The following is a 15,405-nucleotide window of genomic DNA, read 5'->3' as shown; positions in this document are numbered from 1 at the left end:
CGGCCGCGTCACGCCGCCGAGGATCTTCATCAATGTCGATTTGCCGGCGCCGTTTTCGCCGACCAGCCCGATCACCTCGCCCGGCCTGACCTCCATCGAGAACCCGTCCAGCGCCACGACGCCGGGATAGGTCTTGCGCACGGCCGCGAGGCTCAGGAACGGAGCGGACTGGACGATGGATGGGTCGGAATAGTTCATCACGCCATTGTTCATCGCGCTTATCGGCAGCCGGTGGGCTGCAGACTGACGGGCCGCATGCGGCCCGTCAATACGGACGCCGGCTCAAGGCGAAGCTTGGGCCGGCGCAACTGTGCATCGATTACTTGCCGGCCATCGCCTTCAGGTTGGCGGCATAGGCGTCGACATCGTCCTTGCCGATGATCTTGGTCGGCACGATGATCAGGCTGTTGGCCGGAATGCCCGACTTGTCGCCCTTGAGGTAGGCGGCCATCAGCTTCATGCCCTGATAGGCCCATTCGAAGGGCTGCTGCACCACGGTCGCGGCCACCGTGCCTTCCTTGACGCCGCCCAGCGTGATCGGATCGTCGTCGAAGCCGACGACGGTGATCTGGCCGAGCTTGCCGGCGTCGCGAAGCGCCTCATAGATGCGCGGCGTATTGTATGAGTAGAAGCCGACCATGCAGGTGATGTCGGGGCTGGCGACCAGCGCGTCCTCGACATTCTTCTTGGCCCGTGCCTGGTCGATGTCGTCGCCCCGCACGTCCACCAGCTCGATCTTGCTGCCGGCAAGCCCCTCCTTCATGCCCTCGATGCGCTCCTTGGCATTGTCGGCGCCGAGCAGGCCGACGAAGCCCAGGCACTTGCCGCCGTTCGGCATCGCCTTCTTGGCGATCTCGGCCGCCTGCTTGCCGGCATCGACGTTGGACGAGCCGATATAAGCGACGCGCTTGGTCTGCGGGGCGTCGCTATCGGTGGTGAACAGAGCGGTCTGGGACGCGATCTTGTTCAGCCCGTCGGTCGAGGTCTTGGGGTCGACTGCCGACACCATGATGCCCTTCACGCCGGCCGTCACCAGGTCGTCCATCAGCCGCTGCTGGATGGCGACCGACGACTGCTCGGGATATTTCAGCTCGAGATTGTAGTCGGGCAGTTCGCCCTGCGCCTTCTTCACGCCGGCTTCCGCCGCCTTCCAGAAGTCTGACGCGCCGTTGACGACGAAGGCCAGCGTCGGCTTGTCGTCGGCGCGCACGGCTGCGCTGGCCGTCAGGCCAATAGCCAATGCCGCCGCGGCGACGGACGCGTTGCGTATCATGGATTTCATGCTTCAACCTCCCTTTTGAAACTCATCGCTGCTGTCTCGGCTGCGGCCTGGACGCCCTCCTCCTCAAGGGTCTGGCACCTAAGTCCGGGGCCGATCCAGCCGCGACCGAAACACTAGACACAGATTTGACGTTCGTAAATAGTCCGATTTGTCTGACATTTTCGTGAGGATGAGGGCAGCCCTCTTCCGGCAAATTGCCGGGCAGCGAACCTGCGCTCCTCCCAGATGCCGTCGCCGCGGCTCGCCCGGCCACGCGTTGACAGTAGATCGCTTACCGATATTAGTAAATAGTATTAGTCGCGGGATCGGACCGGCGCCCCAGCCACGGCGAACCGGGTGCCGCGGTGGGCGCCGGCGGAAGCAGGATTTGCGCTGGTCGGGTCGGCAAAACTCGGGAAAACTGACAGCTGGCTGACCTTTTTGGCCATTTTGTCGCCGCGTGCCGTGGCTGGTGCCAACGCCCTTTTTAGTGATAATAGTTATAAGCATACCCGCTCGGTGGCGGGCTTTGCGGAACAGCCCGGCAGGTTTGGGAACGACCATGAGCGAATCGACGCAACTGCGCGATCCACGGCAAACGTCCAGACGCCGCAAGCCATCGGCCAAGCCCAAGGGCCGGGTCACCATGACCGATATAGCGAGAGCCGCCGGCTGCTCGCAGGCGACGGTCTCTTTCGTGCTCAACAATTCGCCGGGCATCAGGCTGTCGCAGCAGACGCGCGACCGCGTGATCGAGGCAGCTAGAGCGCTGGGCTATTCGCCGCCGGTCTTTTCAGCGTTGCGTCCGCCCGTCACGCCCTTCGAAGGGCTGGATGGCGTCATCGGCTTTGCCGTCGACCAGCTCGCCACCAGCCCCGAGGCGGTTGTGGCCATCGAGGGCGCGCGCCAGGCCTCGTGGATTGCCGGCAACGTGCTCTTGGTGGCGCAGACCATGGGTGACGCCGTCATGGAGCCGCGTGCCATCCAGGCGCTCACCCGGCGCGGCCTCTCGGCGCTGATCTACATGACCATCTTCACCCGCGAGATCACCGCGCCCGAGTTCCTCTACAGCCTCGACATTCCGGTCATCCTGCTCAACTGCTACACCGCCGATTATGCCTTCCCGGCCGTGGTGCCTTCCGAGATCGCCGGCGGCCAGAGCTCCACCCGGCATCTGATCAGCCGCGGCCACCGCCGCATCGCCACCATCACCGGCGAGCCGTGGATGCAGGCGGCGCAGGATCGGCTGAAGGGCTATCGCCGCGCTTTGGCCACCGCCGACATCCCCTTCGATCCGGACCTGGTGGTGGAGGGCGACTGGTCGGCCAGCGCCGGTTATGCCGCGACGGTGAAGCTGCTTGCGCTGAAGGACCGCCCGACCGCCATCTTCTGCCAGAACGACCGCACGGCAATCGGCTGTTACGAAGCGCTGAAGGAGGCGGGCCTGCATATCCCCGGCGACATTTCCGTGATCGGCTATGACGACGAGGAGATCGCCCGCCCCCTCTTCCCGCCGCTGACCACATCGATCCTGCCGCATCTGGCGATGGGCCAATGGGCGATCGAGCAATTGGATGCACCGCCGACGCCCGGCCGCGGCCGCTATCCCATCACCAAGCTTGAATGCCCCTTGGTGGAGCGGGAGAGCGTGGGAGCGTGCCTCGCACAATTCCGGTGACCCCGTCTTGATCCAGGCCTATGATGGACTGCGCGTGTTCCTTTCCCGACACAGGAAAAACGCTCGTGTGGCCGAACCGTCGTTTATGCGATCTCCTAAAGATCGAACATCCGATCATCCAGGCTCCGATGGCCGGCTCGGCGACTCCGGAACTCGCCGCCGCGGTGAGCAACGCCGGCGGGCTGGGATCGCTCGGCTGCGCATCGATGCTGCCGGACGGCTTGCGCACCGCTGCGCGCCAGCTGCGCGCCTCGACCGAGCGTCCTTTCAACCTCAATTTCTTTGTTTTTCCCAGACCGGACACCAGCGACGCCGTACTGACCCAGGTCATCGACAGGTTGCGGCCCTATTACGAGGAGCTGTCGCTCGACGAACCCTCGCGGAGGCTTCCGCCGATCGGACCGGGTTTCGACGAAGAAAAGCTTGAACTGCTGCTCGAGATCCGGCCACCGGTCGTCAGCTTCCATTTCGGCATTCCGGACGCGGCCGCGGTCGCCAAGTTGAAGCAGTCGGGGATCGTGGTTATCAGCACCGCGACGAATGTCGCCGAGGCGCGCCAACTCGCCGACGGCGGAGCCGACGCGGTCATAGCTCAGGGCTGGGAGGCAGGTGGCCACCGGGGATCGCACGCTCCCAACCGTCCCGGTGACGGCGTGGGAACGTTGGCGCTGGTTCCCCAGGTCGTGGATGCCGTCAACCTGCCGGTCATTGCCGCCGGAGGCATAGCCGACGGCCGCGGCATAGCGGCCGCCTTCGCGCTTGGTGCCAGCGGCGTGCAGATCGGCACCGGCTTCCTGTCTTGCGACGAGGCCGGCACCGACGGACCGCGCCAAGCCCTGATCCGCGCCGCCACGGACATGGACACGATGGTCACCGATGCCTTCACCGGCCGCGCGGCGCGGGCAAGACGCACCCGCTTCGCCTTGGAGATGGACGTGAACCGGGCGCGCCTCCCCGACTTCCCGCAAATGGTTGCGCTCAGCGCTCCGCTCGGCGAGGCCGGTGCAAAAGGAGATTTCGCCTTTCATCTCTATGGGCAGGCGGCCGCCTTGAACCGGGAGCTTCCTGCGGGCGAATTGATGCAGACGCTCGTGGCCGAAACCGGCGAGGTGTTCGAAGCGCTTTCGACCGGCAAAACGACGCCTGCGTAAGCGAAGTCTCCGCTCGTTGACGTCCCAGACAAGTTCCAATCCGGACTGCGACAAGATCAGCCGGCAGGCAGGCATGCCATCGGGTCGCGATCGATGATGCCGGCATTCGGCGGCAACGGGCGACCGCCCAGCTCGGCCAGTTTTGCCGCGATATGCGGTCTGGGTAATCTGCGGCTGCGAAACGCACATGGCGATCCGATCACGCCGCGGAACACGGCGGCATCCTCGCTTGCGGCGGCGAAAAGCCGGGCCATGACTGGATTCGGCGGCGGAACAGGAAGGCCCTCACCAGCGCGTTCATCTCGGCGATCCGGGCTCGCTCGGCGGCAATCTGGTTGCGATAGAGCGGACTGGCGCTCGGTCTCGGCATCGTATGCTCCTGCCAACGCCACCTGTGCGATCGCGGGACGATCGGCTGGTTTCGTTGCTTGGCATGGTCCCTGCGTGGGTCTAGGCTGAAACCAGCAAGGGAGGGCGGGATGACATCAAGCTTCACCGTTCACGCGGCATCCGGCTATGAGCAGCTCATGGGCCGCTGGAGCCGCAGGCTCGCGCCCAAGTTCATCGACTTCGTCGGCCTGGCCGGCGGCGAGAAGATCCTCGACGTCGGCTGCGGCACCGGCAGCCTGACCTTCGAACTGGCGAAGTCGCGCGATCTCGCCGAAATCCAGGCCATCGACTTCTCAGCCGTCTTCGTCGCGGCGGCCAAGGAGAGGAACACCGATCCGCGCATCACTATTGAGCAGGCGGACGCCACGGCGCTGCCTTTCGAGGACAATGTGTTCGACCGTGCGCTGGCGCTGCTGGTCCTTCACTTCGTGCCGGAGACCGGCAAGGCGGTGGCCGAGATGCGCCGCGTAACGCGGCCTGGCGGCGTGGTCGCGGCCGTGGTGTGGGATCACCTCGGCGGCATGCCGGCCATGCGCATGATGATCGACACCGTTGCCGCGCTCAGCGAAAGCGGCCGCCAGATGCGCAATCGCTACTGTTTCCAGCCGATGATGCAGCCCGGCGAAATGAAGCGGACCTTTGTCGAACAGGGCCTGACCGACGTCACCGAAACCGAGCTGATGATCCGCATGGATTACCAGAATTTCGACGACTACTGGGCGCCGATTGCCGCCGGCGAAGGCCCGCTCGGCAAATATATGACCACGCTCGACGCAGCCGAGCGGACCCGCACGGAGGCTGCAGTACGCGATGCCTATGAGGCCGGTGGTGCCGATGGGCCGAGGTCTTTCGCCAACGTCGCCTGGGCCTGCCGCGGCATCGTGCGCTGACCTTCAGCGCCATCTGAGCTGCGCGCGGACGGCGTCGCGGGAACTGCGGTCGCCTAGCCGGCCAGTGCCGGCAGCCTGCGGTGCCGATAGATGGCGCACCCGACAAGATTCGAACTTGTGACCTCTGCCTTCGGAGGGCAGCGCTCTATCCAGCTGAGCTACGGGTGCTTCCCGGGAACCCGGAAAACGAACCGGCCGGTGAGCCGGCCAGCCACGGCTTCTTAGCGGAAGCGCGTGCCGGCTTCAACGTTGAAATGAAATGGCGTTACCAACCTACAGGCAGCTACGCTCGCCAGTGTGGCAAGTTGGCTTAATGGGTTCAGCTTCTACGTTTCTGATCTAAAGTCCGTACAATCGAATTTGCTAGCAAGTACCGATCGGTGCCCGAACCGAATATCGCCCCAACCCGCCGGAGCCGTTCCAAATCGCTTATGCTATATTCCGCGCCTTCGTCCACAGCTCGCTGAATCGCTCGCAAACCCCAGTATTGGACGAACGGCTGAGTCGTATTCTCCACAACATCAATCAATTCGCCTATCTTAGACGTATCCGGAAATTTGAAAACATACGCAATTGCTCCCAGCTGTTGACCGGGATCGGCGCTTCTCAGTGCTGAGCTGTGCTCTGTCCAATTTTTCCCCAGTCTGCCGACTTCTTGCAGCATCTCACTGAAGAGTTGGTCCATGGTCGCGGTCCGTGCTGGTCCACTGGGCATAACCCTCCGTGTCTCAGTATAGGACTTTCCTAATTCAGTTATGCGTTCCGGCGTCGCAGTTTTCCGATTTTCAGTATGGGCCGCATCGCTTCCGGAGAGCAGAGCAATATCTTGCGATCGGATCGCTATCTTGGAAGCAGAGGCGGCCTCATCCTTAGTTTCTTGAAATTCTTGTTTAAGTTCTCTGAGCTCCGTCTCTATCAACCCAGGGATAGATATCTTTGAAACTATAGGCGCTAGCCACGGAACTACAGCTGCAAGGAGGAGCGCAACGCTAACAGAATCTATGCGCTCAAAAAGCGTAGGAAATACGACTCTGAGGAAAATAGCCAGAAACGCTGCCCCTGTTATAGCTGCTCGAAGTTTACGATGCGCAATCGGTTGAGAAATCATCGGCCTATACAATAGCTAGGGGAGCCTACGGGAGGAGGGAAGTTATCGCGCATCTTCAACTACATGTAAATCGGGAGAGAAGTGTTGCTGCCCTATTTCTACAACCCCCGCCTTCCAACATCCAGCGATGATCTAACGGCAGATCACCCCTCCGACTCGCTCTTCGCCACCCTCCGCTGCACCCCGCGCGTCGCCCGCTTCTGCTTCTTCGCGGTCAGCTCGTGCATGGCATCAAGCTGCATCTGCTGCATTTCGGCCAGGCGCTGCCATTGGCGCGAGATCAGGTAGTCGAGCTTTTCGTGCAGGTGCCGCACTTCGAGCTCGGCCTTGAGGTTCACCCGGTAGTCATTGAAGGAGCGCAGCCGGTCCTTCGCTTCCTGTCGCTTCTGGCTCATCATGATGATCGGCGCCTGGATGGCGGCGATGCAGGAGAGCAAGAGGTTGAGCAGGATGAATGGGTAGGGGTCGAAGGCGGCGGACGCGCCCTCGAAGAGGTTGAGGCCGATCCAGATCAGAAGCACCGCCGCGAACGAGATCAGGAACCACCAGCTGCCGCCGAAGGCCGCCATGTCGTCCGAGACGCGGTCGGCGAAGGAGCGGCGCTCCTCGAACTCTTCTTCCGAGTTCTCCGAGATCGTGTCCTGTCTGGCGATCGATTCCACCACCTGGCGGTCGAGCTCGGAGAATTCGCCGTGCTCCTGCTGCAGCAATTCCTCCATGTAGCGCATGCGGTAGCGGGCGAGCTCCTCGCGGCTGATGCGGGCGCCGCGCGGCAGGTCGGGATGGTCGGAGCGGATGCGGTCGGCGAGGCTCGGCCTCAGGTCGTCGACGCGCACCAGGTCGCGCTTGCGGAACTTCCGGCCGCTGATCGCCGACGGTTTTTTCTTGGGCTTTGCACGCGCCGCGCCGGGCAGGTGCGGCTCCGAATCCGGCACCTCCGGCGCTTCGAGGATCTCGTCCGCCGCCTCATGCTGATCTTCCGGCACGGTGGCCGCCTCGAGGTATTCGCCGCCCGAGTCGTTTTCGTTGTCGGCTATTGTCTGCGCGGATGCCTTTGGGTCGCCGGCCATGCTCAGTGCTCCTCTTCTCGGGCTTCGATACGATACGCCGAGCCGGCGCGGCATATCCATCGCGACTGTGGAGCTGGTGTGACCGAACAAGTTGTTGTGATGGATGGATGCGCTTTCGGCGCGCACAGGACATAGATCCAATTCAGGGAGATTTGGTTGAAAGGGCTTGCTGAGCAACAGCAAATCTCTGGGGGCAGCGCCGCCCCTCATCCGCCTGCCGGCACCTTCTCCCGTATGCGACGGCGAGAAGAGGCTGGCCGCAAGCTCGGCGCCTGCAACGCTGGAGATTGGCGAAACCGGCGATGAGAGCGCCTGTCTCCCCGTCACTTACGGGGAGAGGATGCCGGCAGGCAGGTGAGGGGCAGCGCCACCGTCGAAAGCATTAATCCTGCCTCACTGGCGCCAATGGTCACCGCCGGCTGGCCTATCCTGGCCCTGTGGGCGGCCGCCCCGCCAAACCGCATCAGGGCCAAGGCGGTCGCTTGAACAAGCGCCGCCACTCGGGCTTCGCTACTGCGCCGGCAAACCGGGCAGCGACGAACTTGGCGTGGGCAAACCCGGAAGTGCCGAAGCGGCCGGCTGCTGGCCGGCATACATCAGCCGCGTCTGGGCATCGGCGCTCATCGGCGACAAGCTGCGCTGGATCAGCGCCTCGACATGGTCGTTGCGCTGGCGCGCGCTTTGGGCGCCCATCACCACCACGATCAGATGCCTGCCGTCGGCATTGTAGGAGGTGACGATGTTGTAGCCGGAAGCGCGGATATAGCCGGTCTTGATGCCGTCGACGCCGCGCACCCGTCCCAGCATGTCGTTATGGCCGCGCACCAGCCGGCCGCGGAACATGAAATCGCTTTCGGAGAAATAGTGGAAATGCTGCGGGAAGCGGCGCTGGAGCGCGATGCCCAGCACCGCCATGTCGCGCGCCGTCGTCACCTGGCCGTCGTCGGGCAGGCCGCAGGCGTTGCGGAAATTGGTGCTGGTCATGCCGAGCTGGCGCGCCTTGGCGGTCATCATGGCGGCGAACTCATCCTCGCTGCCGCCGCCGAGATATTCGCCCACCGCCACCGCCACGTCGTTCGCCGACTTCACCACCATGGCGCGGATGGCGGAATCGACGTCGATCGTCTCGCCGCGCCTGAAGCGCAGCTTCGTCGGCGGCTGCGAGGCGGCGTGGTTGGATACCGGGATCTGCGTTTCCTTGCTCACCCGGCCGCTCTCCAGCGCCTCGAACAGCATGTAGAGCGTCATCATCTTGGTCAGCGACGCGGGATAGCGCTGCGCCGTCGAATTGACCTCGAACAGCGTCTTGCCGGTCGAAGCGTCGACCACGATCGCGGCATATTTCTGCGGCTGCGCCGGCACGGCTAGCACGGTTTCCGGCGGCGCGGCGGTGGTGCAGCCGGCAATGAGGAGCAGCAGCACCAGCGCGGTCATCAATTTCTGGAGGAGCGAAAGCGGAGTGGACAAGATTGTTCAAAAACGGTTGCTGAGATGCGGCGAAGCTAGCGTACCGCATCCGCTCCGTCCAACTGGTTAACGGCGGGAATGAGGCATTTGCCCAGCTTTTGGCGGTTTGCAGGAGGTTGAATTGCCTTCAAGGTCGGCAGCGCCGAGTTCGACAATTGGTGGCATTCGCCTGATGCAAAATGCCTATCGCCCTGCTTGCGCCGCTGCCGCCGGTCAGGCTTTGTTGTCACCGAAGATTCGAGGTTTGGCAATGGACACCCTCAGCATCAACGCAAAAGGCATCTCGGTCTCCCTCGATCTCGCCGTCGGCCACATCGCCGCCCTGGAAATCGAGGCCGATGGCCGCCGCCTAAAACCGCTGCACCGCGCGCCCTGGGTCGGCTCGCCGCGCGCGACGTTGCCGCAAAACCTCCCCGAAGGCACGGTGCGCCTGTCCGGCGACTTCCTCTGCGCGCCGTTCTCCACCAGCGATGTCGAAGCTGCTCCCCTCCACGGTTGGACGGCCAACAGCGAGTGGGATGTCGTCGAAAGCAGTGCCATCGCCGGCGGCTGGCGCGCCGTCTTCCGCTTGCGCCGCAAGGTGATGGGTGCTTCCGTCGACAAGGTCTTCACGCTCCGCGACAACCATCCCTTCCTCTACCAGGAACACATCTTCTCCGGCGGTTCCGGCGCCATTTCCGTCGCCCACCATCCGATGACGGCGATGCAGGACGGCGGCCGGCTCGCCTTCTCGCCGAAACGTCTGGCGGTCACGCCTGAGACCCCTCTGGAGCCCGATCCGGCGCGCGGCCGGTTTCGTCTGGCCTATCCCGCCCGCGCCACCGACCTACCCCGTTTCCCGCTCGCGGCCGGCGGCACCGCCGATCTCGCCGACTACCGCATGGAAGACCGGCGCGAGGATTTCATCACCCTGGTCGAGGCCGATCATGGCGGGCCGGGCTGGACGGCGCTCGCCCGCCGCGCCGAGCAGGATCTGGTGCTGGTGCTGAAGAACCCGGCCGAGCTGCCGGTCACCATGCTGTGGTTCAGCAATGGCGGGCGCGACTATGCGCCCTGGAGCGGCCGCCATGTCGGCGTGCTTGGCATCGAGGACGGCCGCGCCGCGGTCGGCCACGCCGCCTCGCTCGGCGACAACTGGCTGAAGCATGAAGGCGTGGCGACGGCCTTCGCGCTTGCCGAAGGGCGCAGCGTCTCCTTCCGCCACGTCATCGGCGCGGTTCCGGCAGCCGACGTCGAACCGCCAAGCGGCCTGGAACAAGCGACCGATCGACTGCGCATCCTTGCCCAGAATGGCTCAGCGAAGGAGATACCGTTCGACGGCGACTTCCTGCGCATCAGCCGTTCCGTACCCGCCTGAAACCCTTGCTCCGCCAGAGGATGCCGACCGATCTCAAGGGCGCGCGGCAGAGCCTTATAACCGTTTGAAATTTCTCCCCGGTGCCGCCAAGATGCGGCCGGAGTCGCTAGCAAAGAGGCGCTGATGTCTGACTTAGCCCATATCACTGCCGCCATCTTCAAGCGCGCCGGCAAGGCCAAGCGTTTCGTCGTTGCCATTGCCGGCCCGCCGGGAGCCGGCAAGTCGACCATATCGGGCAGGCTGCATGAATTGCTGCCGGAGGGCACGTCCGAAGTCGTGCCGATGGACGGCTTCCACTATGACGACATCGTGCTCAACCGGCGCGGCCTGCGCGCGCGAAAAGGGGCGCCGGAAACCTTCGATTTTGCCGGCTTCGAGACGCTTTTGAAGCGGATCCGCTCCGGCGAGCCGGACATTGCCATTCCGGTCTTCGACCGCACCATCGAACTCTCGCGCGCCGCCGCCGAGATCATATCCGCCGACACCAAGTTCATCCTGGTCGAGGGCAACTATCTGCTGCTCGACGAGGAGCCGTGGTCGCGGCTGGCAGAGCTGTTCGATTTCACCATTTTCGTCGATGTCCCGCGCGACGAGCTCGAGCGCCGGCTGATGGAGCGCTGGCGCGGCCATGGCAAGTCCGACGAGGACGCCCGCGCCTGGATCGCCTCCAACGACATGCCCAATATCGAGCGCGTGCTGGCGCGCCGCAGGGAGGCCGACCTGGTGATTGGTTAACCTGCTCAATTTTCACCATTTTCGGGCGGGAACCTTAAGATTTACAGGTCGTTATCTCCATGACCCGAATTGTCCGGCACTGACGCGATTCCAGGAAAGTGTGTAACGGTTTCCGGAATTGCGCGAATAACAGGAAACCGTCTTATGGCAACCAAGACCAGAAAACCCGCGCCTGCAAGAAGCAGAGCCAATCAACCCAGAGCTGGTGCCGCTCCGGCGACCGCCGAGCGCTCCAAGGACGCCAAGCCAAGCTTCGGCAAGGCGGCGCCCAAGAAGGTCGTGCCCGGCACGGCGCACAAGGCTCCCGCGAAGGCCGCGAAGCCTCATAAGCCGGCGGCAAGGTCGGGGCCGATCCGCACTGTGGCAAGCGTCGCGACCGGCGCGGTGGTGGCCACCGCGCGGCTTGCGGCATCGGTGCTCGGCCGGGGCGGCGCCAAAGCCAAGCCCAAATAGAGCGACTCAGCCCCTGGCCGGGATGGTCAGGCCCCTCTGCACGGCGGGCCGTGCGAGGCCGCGCTCCAGCCATGCCGCGACACCGGGGAAATCGTCGAAGCCGACCAGATCGCGCGCTTCGTAGAAGCCGATCAGATTGCGCACCCAGCCCAGCGTCGCGACGTCGGCGATGGTGAACTCGTCATCCATGATCCATTGCCGGCCCTTGAGCCGCGTTTCCAGGACGCCGATGAGGCGCCGCGACTCGTCGCGATACCGCTCCAGCGGGCGCTTGTCGGCGATCTCGCGCCCGGCGAATTTGTTGAAGAAGCCGACCTGTCCGAAGATCGGGCCGATCGCGGCCATCTGGAAGAACACCCACTGGATCGTCTCGTAGCGGCGGATGGGATCGGCCGGGATCAGCTTGCCGGTCTTGTCGCTGAGGTAGAGCAGGATGGCGCCGGATTCGAACAGCCCGATCGGCTTGCCGCCGGGCCCGTTCGGATCGATGATCGCCGGTATCTTGCCGTTCGGGTTGAGCGACAGGAATTCCGGCGTCCAGCTCTCGTTCTTGCCGATGTCGACCGGATGCGGCTCATAAGCCAGGCCGATCTCCTCCAGCGCGATCGAAATCTTCACGCCGTTGGGCGTCGGCCATGCATAGAGCTGCAGGCGATCGGGATGCTTGGCCGGCCAGCGCTTGGCGATCGGAAAGGCGGACAGGTCGGTCATCGGGGCTCCGGATGCGGATGGGCGCGTGGCGGCGCGCGTGGCGGGTGGGCAAGACTTAGGACCCCGGCCCTCTGGGATCAATATGGCCGCCAATCGACCTGCCGTGCACGGTCAGTCAACCAAAGCACCCGCAAGGATGAGAACGCGTCCGGCGCCGGCGAAAGCCCGTGCCGGGTCGCCCGTCTCAGATCGCCCGTCTCAGATCGCCTTGAAGGCCAGCACGGCATTGGTGCCGCCGAAGGCAAAACTGTTGCTCAGCGCTGCGCGCACCTTGCGCTCGCGCGCCACATTCGGCGTCACGTCGAGATCGCATTCAGGGTCTGGCTCGCGGAAATTGACAGTCGGCGGCACGATGGCGTCGCGGATCGCCATGACGCAGGCGATCATCTCCAGCCCGCCCGAGGCGCCAAGGCAATGCGCATGCATCGACTTGGTCGAGGAGACCGAGAGTGCGCTCACGTGCTCGCCGAAGACGCGTTTGATCGCCGCGGTCTCGATCTGGTCGTTGGCCTTGGTGCCGGTGCCATGCGCATTGAGATAGTCGACGTCCTCGGGATTGAGCCCTGCATCCACCAGGCAGAAGCGCATCGCCGCTTCCGGTCCCTCGACGGTCGGCGCGACGATGTCGGAGGCATCGGCCGAGAGGCCCGCGCCGGCGATCTCGGCAAGGATAGTGGCGCCGCGCGCCATTGCGTGGTCGTAGCTTTCCAGCACCGCCATACCGGCGCCTTCGCCGAGCGACAGGCCCTGGCGGTCGGCAGAGAACGGCCGGCAGGTGTCGGGCGAGAGCACGCGCAGCGCCTCCCAGCCCTTGAGCACGCCCCAGACCAGCGGCGCCTCGGTGCCGCCGGCGACCATGACGTCGGCGCGGCCGAGCCGAATCTGGTCGACGGCCGAGGCGATGGCATGATTGGCCGACGCGCAGGCCGAAGTGACGCCGAACACGGGTCCGCGCAGGCCGAGACTCATGCTGACCTGGCCGGCGGCCGCGCCCGGCATAACCTTCGGCACGGTGAAGATAGCGGCGCGGTTGCGCCCCTCGATCAGGATCGCGCGGTAATTTTCCTCGATCGTCTCGAAGCCGGCGACGCCGACGCCGACAACGGCACCCATCCGATAGGTGTTGTCGGTATGCGCGACGAGTCCGGACTGCCGCATCGCTTCGCGTGCGGCGATCACCGCCAGCAGGCTGAAGCGGTCCATCGACACCACCTGCTTGCGGTCGATGCCGTGATCGGGCAACGCCTTGATTTCGGAACCGACCTTGACCTTCAGGTCATGCAGCGAAGGATTGTCGATCGGGCCGATTGCCGAGCGGCCGGCGCGCATGGCGTCCCAGATCGCCGGCACATCGGTGCCGAGCCCGCATATTCCGCCAGTGCCGGTGATGACGACGCGCTTGAGCATGCAGTCAGGCTTTTTTCGCGATCAGTTCGCGAACCGCCTCGACCATGTCGCCGACGTTCTTGAGGTTACTCCAGGCGTCGACCGTGTTCATCTCGATCTCGATGCCGTACTTCTCCTCGAGATCGAAGATGATCTCGGTCAACTCCAGCGAATGGATCCCCAGCGTGTTGAGATCCGTGCTCGGCGTGATTTCTTCGCCGCCAGGTTCGGCATGCGCTTTGATCTTTTCGATGATTTCGGTCGTCAGCTGGTCAGCCATTCGGTTCCTTCCCCTGTCGTTTTCCGACGCCAACTGATCAGCGCCCCTGTGTCACCGGATTCACAAACGTCGTCGCCCCTTACCTCGCCAGGAATCCGCGTGACCGCTCCAAGGTGGCTCCCTCTATAGAAACCGAAACGATGTCAAGCAACAAGCTATATATCGACAAAGCCGGTGGAGTGCTTAACGTTGGCGCCGTGGACACGATCGACGATATCCTGATTTCGCTGCCTGCCGCGCAACGTGTTGCCGGGCGAGGCAGGCTTTTCTGCGGCAAGAGCGGCGGCAGGACCCGCCTTCAACGTCTCTATCAGGACGGATCGGCGAAGATTCGCATGCCGGCGGTGCAAGGCGACCCGCTCGAGGCCGTGCTGATCAACACGGCCGGTGGGCTGACCGGCGGCGACCGGCTTGGCTGGGAGATCGAGGTCGGCGAGGGCGCCTCGGCATCGATCACCACCCAGGCCTGCGAGAAGATCTATCGCGCCGCATCCGACCGGGCCGATACGAAGGTCAGCCTCACGGTTGGCGCCGGCGGCAGCATTGCCTGGCTGCCGCAGGAAACCATCGTTTTCAACCGCGCGGCCTTTGCCCGCGCGCTGCATGTCGAGCTGGCGGTCGGCGCCGAGGCGCTGCTCCTGGAGGCGACGCTGTTCGGCCGGCTTGCGATGGGCGAACGGACGGTCCTGGGCAATTTCCATGACCGCTGGCGGGTTTGCCAGGGTGGCAGGCTCATCCACGCCGAGGACTTTCGCATCGGCCCGGATATCGCGGCCGGCCTCCAGCGCCAGGCCGTGACCGGCGGCGCGCTTGCAAGTGCAACGATGCTTCTCGTCTCCCCGCGTGCGGAAACCCTGCTGGAACCTGCCCGCGCGATCATCGGTGATCAGGGTGGCGCCAGTTTCTGGAGCGTCGGGCAATCTGGCAAGCTTCTTGCGAGGCTCACCGCCGGCGACGGCTACCAGCTCCGCAAGCGGCTGATTCCGCTCGTCGAGCTGCTCAACGGACGGGCTGGCCTGCCCAAATTATGGTCACTTTGACCTTCGAATACTTTGATCTTGAGTACCGAGAAGACGCATGAACCTGACGCCGCGTGAAAAGGATAAGCTGCTGATCGCCATGGCGGCGATCGTGGCGCGCAGACGACTGGAACGCGGCGTCAAGCTCAACCACCCCGAGGCGATCGCGCTGATCACCGATTTCGTCGTCGAGGGCGCCCGCGACGGCCGCTCGGTGGCCGAGCTGATGGAGGCCGGCGCCCATGTCGTCACGCGCGCCCAGGTCATGGACGGCATTGCCGAGATGATCCACGACGTCCAGGTCGAGGCGACATTTCCCGACGGCACCAAGCTGGTGACCGTGCACGAACCGATCCGGTGAGGAGGATCCAATGCTGGAACTCAGACCCAATTGCGAATGCTGCGACAAGGATCTGCCGCCGGAGGCGGCGGATGCGCTGATCTGCACC

19 protein-coding genes and 1 tRNA gene are annotated in these 15,405 nt (G+C 64.2%); 9 read left to right on the top strand and 11 right to left on the bottom strand.

Annotated elements, in window-relative coordinates:
- Both EOA75_RS15420 and EOA75_RS15415 read right to left on the bottom strand, forming a co-directional pair.
- Nucleotides 1–198 (bottom strand): ATP-binding cassette domain-containing protein (locus EOA75_RS15420; RefSeq protein ID WP_127324597.1); only part of this gene is annotated, 198 nt, incomplete at its 3' end.
- A gap of 121 nt (nt 199–319) precedes the next feature.
- The gene (locus EOA75_RS15415; protein WP_127324593.1) at nt 320–1,282 is read right to left on the bottom strand and encodes a sugar-binding protein; all 963 of its coding nucleotides are present in this window, start codon (nt 1,280–1,282) and stop codon (nt 320–322) included.
- A 541-nt stretch (nt 1,283–1,823) separates the two neighbouring features.
- On the opposite strand from EOA75_RS15415, the gene EOA75_RS15410 reads away from it, so the two are divergent.
- On the top strand, nt 1,824–2,939 hold the full coding sequence (locus EOA75_RS15410; RefSeq protein WP_164747396.1) for a LacI family DNA-binding transcriptional regulator: 1,116 nt from the start codon (nt 1,824–1,826) through the stop codon (nt 2,937–2,939).
- 65 nt (nt 2,940–3,004) lie between these two features.
- Nucleotides 3,005–4,090: a nitronate monooxygenase gene (locus tag EOA75_RS15405; protein ID WP_245466643.1), complete on the top strand. Its 1,086-nt coding sequence runs from the start codon at nt 3,005–3,007 to the stop codon at nt 4,088–4,090.
- A 56-nt stretch (nt 4,091–4,146) separates the two neighbouring features.
- Here EOA75_RS15405 and EOA75_RS15400 read toward each other — a convergent pair whose 3' ends face one another.
- Together EOA75_RS15400 and EOA75_RS34035 are read right to left on the bottom strand one after the other, a co-directional pair.
- Nucleotides 4,147–4,305 (bottom strand): hypothetical protein, encoded by a 159-nt coding sequence (locus tag EOA75_RS15400; protein ID WP_164747395.1) that lies wholly within the window; start codon nt 4,303–4,305, stop codon nt 4,147–4,149.
- Entirely contained in the window at nt 4,290–4,460 is a 171-nt protein-coding gene (locus tag EOA75_RS34035) for a hypothetical protein (protein ID WP_164746699.1), read from the bottom strand. Before EOA75_RS34035 ends, EOA75_RS15400 begins: the two co-directional genes overlap by 16 nt.
- Before the next feature lie 109 nt (nt 4,461–4,569).
- Between EOA75_RS34035 and EOA75_RS15395 the strand changes: the two genes are divergently transcribed.
- Nucleotides 4,570–5,370, top strand: coding sequence for a class I SAM-dependent methyltransferase (locus EOA75_RS15395; protein ID WP_127324591.1), 801 nt, complete (start codon nt 4,570–4,572; stop codon nt 5,368–5,370).
- Nucleotides 5,371–5,461: 91 nt separating this feature from the next.
- Here EOA75_RS15395 and EOA75_RS15390 read toward each other — a convergent pair.
- The 4 genes from EOA75_RS15390 to EOA75_RS15375 form a co-directional block, all read right to left on the bottom strand.
- Nucleotides 5,462–5,538, bottom strand: a tRNA-Arg gene (locus EOA75_RS15390).
- A gap of 151 nt (nt 5,539–5,689) precedes the next feature.
- On the bottom strand, nt 5,690–6,055 hold the full coding sequence (locus tag EOA75_RS15385) for a hypothetical protein (protein WP_127324590.1): 366 nt from the start codon (nt 6,053–6,055) through the stop codon (nt 5,690–5,692).
- 566 nt (nt 6,056–6,621) lie between these two features.
- A complete protein-coding gene (locus EOA75_RS15380) occupies nt 6,622–7,548 on the bottom strand; it encodes a DUF1003 domain-containing protein (protein ID WP_127324589.1) in 927 nt (308 codons plus the stop codon).
- A 510-nt stretch (nt 7,549–8,058) separates the two neighbouring features.
- Complete coding sequence (locus tag EOA75_RS15375; protein WP_127324588.1) at nt 8,059–8,982, bottom strand: D-alanyl-D-alanine carboxypeptidase family protein; 924 nt, start codon at nt 8,980–8,982, stop codon at nt 8,059–8,061.
- Between the two features lie 283 nt (nt 8,983–9,265).
- Here EOA75_RS15375 and EOA75_RS15370 point away from each other — a divergent pair, with 283 nt between their 5' ends.
- The 3 genes from EOA75_RS15370 to EOA75_RS15360 all read left to right on the top strand — a co-directional run bounded on the left by EOA75_RS15370 (nt 9,266) and on the right by EOA75_RS15360 (nt 11,560).
- Nucleotides 9,266–10,372, top strand: coding sequence for a hypothetical protein (locus EOA75_RS15370; RefSeq protein ID WP_127324587.1), 1,107 nt, complete (start codon nt 9,266–9,268; stop codon nt 10,370–10,372).
- 123 nt (nt 10,373–10,495) lie between these two features.
- On the top strand, nt 10,496–11,107 hold the full coding sequence (locus EOA75_RS15365; protein ID WP_095799084.1) for a nucleoside triphosphate hydrolase: 612 nt from the start codon (nt 10,496–10,498) through the stop codon (nt 11,105–11,107).
- 144 nt (nt 11,108–11,251) lie between these two features.
- Complete coding sequence (locus tag EOA75_RS15360) at nt 11,252–11,560, top strand: hypothetical protein (protein ID WP_127324586.1); 309 nt, start codon at nt 11,252–11,254, stop codon at nt 11,558–11,560.
- Between the two features lie 6 nt (nt 11,561–11,566).
- On the opposite strand, the gene EOA75_RS15355 is transcribed toward EOA75_RS15360, so the two are convergent.
- From EOA75_RS15355 to EOA75_RS15345, 3 genes are all read right to left on the bottom strand, one after another.
- Complete coding sequence (locus tag EOA75_RS15355; protein ID WP_127324585.1) at nt 11,567–12,271, bottom strand: glutathione binding-like protein; 705 nt, start codon at nt 12,269–12,271, stop codon at nt 11,567–11,569.
- Between the two features lie 198 nt (nt 12,272–12,469).
- Nucleotides 12,470–13,678: a beta-ketoacyl-[acyl-carrier-protein] synthase family protein gene (locus EOA75_RS15350; RefSeq protein WP_127324584.1), complete on the bottom strand. Its 1,209-nt coding sequence runs from the start codon at nt 13,676–13,678 to the stop codon at nt 12,470–12,472.
- Between the two features lie 4 nt (nt 13,679–13,682).
- Entirely contained in the window at nt 13,683–13,937 is a 255-nt protein-coding gene (locus EOA75_RS15345) for an acyl carrier protein (RefSeq protein ID WP_040975089.1), read from the bottom strand.
- A 197-nt stretch (nt 13,938–14,134) separates the two neighbouring features.
- Here EOA75_RS15345 and EOA75_RS15340 point away from each other — a divergent pair, with 197 nt between their 5' ends.
- The 3 genes from EOA75_RS15340 to EOA75_RS15330 form a co-directional block, all read left to right on the top strand.
- Entirely contained in the window at nt 14,135–14,977 is an 843-nt protein-coding gene (locus tag EOA75_RS15340; protein WP_164747397.1) for an urease accessory protein UreD, read from the top strand.
- Between the two features lie 37 nt (nt 14,978–15,014).
- Nucleotides 15,015–15,317, top strand: a complete 303-nt coding sequence (locus EOA75_RS15335; RefSeq protein WP_067323957.1) for an urease subunit gamma — start codon at nt 15,015–15,017, stop codon at nt 15,315–15,317.
- A gap of 10 nt (nt 15,318–15,327) precedes the next feature.
- The coding region (locus EOA75_RS15330; RefSeq protein ID WP_127324594.1) for a DUF1272 domain-containing protein at nt 15,328–15,405 on the top strand (78 nt) is incomplete at its 3' end.

Origin of the sequence: Mesorhizobium sp. M1A.F.Ca.IN.022.07.1.1, assembly GCF_003997575.1 — a bacterium.
Taxonomy (GTDB): domain Bacteria; phylum Pseudomonadota; class Alphaproteobacteria; order Rhizobiales; family Rhizobiaceae; genus Mesorhizobium.
This window is presented reverse-complemented; position numbering and strand designations above follow the sequence as displayed.

What these genes read in the sequence shown, in the direction of transcription:
- EOA75_RS15415 (WP_127324593.1), bottom strand. Translation starts at nt 1,282, where the DNA reads ATGAAATCCATGATACGCAACGCGTCCGTCGCCGCGGCGGCATTGGCT.
- EOA75_RS15365 (WP_095799084.1), top strand. Translation starts at nt 10,496, where the DNA reads ATGTCTGACTTAGCCCATATCACTGCCGCCATCTTCAAGCGCGCCGGC.
- EOA75_RS15350 (WP_127324584.1), bottom strand. Translation starts at nt 13,678, where the DNA reads ATGCTCAAGCGCGTCGTCATCACCGGCACTGGCGGAATATGCGGGCTC.
- EOA75_RS15380 (WP_127324589.1), bottom strand. Translation starts at nt 7,548, where the DNA reads ATGGCCGGCGACCCAAAGGCATCCGCGCAGACAATAGCCGACAACGAA.
- EOA75_RS15345 (WP_040975089.1), bottom strand. Translation starts at nt 13,937, where the DNA reads ATGGCTGACCAGCTGACGACCGAAATCATCGAAAAGATCAAAGCGCAT.
- EOA75_RS15370 (WP_127324587.1), top strand. Translation starts at nt 9,266, where the DNA reads ATGGACACCCTCAGCATCAACGCAAAAGGCATCTCGGTCTCCCTCGAT.
- EOA75_RS15410 (WP_164747396.1), top strand. Translation starts at nt 1,824, where the DNA reads ATGAGCGAATCGACGCAACTGCGCGATCCACGGCAAACGTCCAGACGC.
- EOA75_RS15395 (WP_127324591.1), top strand. Translation starts at nt 4,570, where the DNA reads ATGACATCAAGCTTCACCGTTCACGCGGCATCCGGCTATGAGCAGCTC.
- EOA75_RS15355 (WP_127324585.1), bottom strand. Translation starts at nt 12,271, where the DNA reads ATGACCGACCTGTCCGCCTTTCCGATCGCCAAGCGCTGGCCGGCCAAG.
- EOA75_RS15385 (WP_127324590.1), bottom strand. Translation starts at nt 6,055, where the DNA reads ATGGACCAACTCTTCAGTGAGATGCTGCAAGAAGTCGGCAGACTGGGG.
- EOA75_RS15360 (WP_127324586.1), top strand. Translation starts at nt 11,252, where the DNA reads ATGGCAACCAAGACCAGAAAACCCGCGCCTGCAAGAAGCAGAGCCAAT.
- EOA75_RS34035 (WP_164746699.1), bottom strand. Translation starts at nt 4,460, where the DNA reads ATGCCGAGACCGAGCGCCAGTCCGCTCTATCGCAACCAGATTGCCGCC.
- EOA75_RS15375 (WP_127324588.1), bottom strand. Translation starts at nt 8,982, where the DNA reads ATGACCGCGCTGGTGCTGCTGCTCCTCATTGCCGGCTGCACCACCGCC.
- EOA75_RS15335 (WP_067323957.1), top strand. Translation starts at nt 15,015, where the DNA reads ATGAACCTGACGCCGCGTGAAAAGGATAAGCTGCTGATCGCCATGGCG.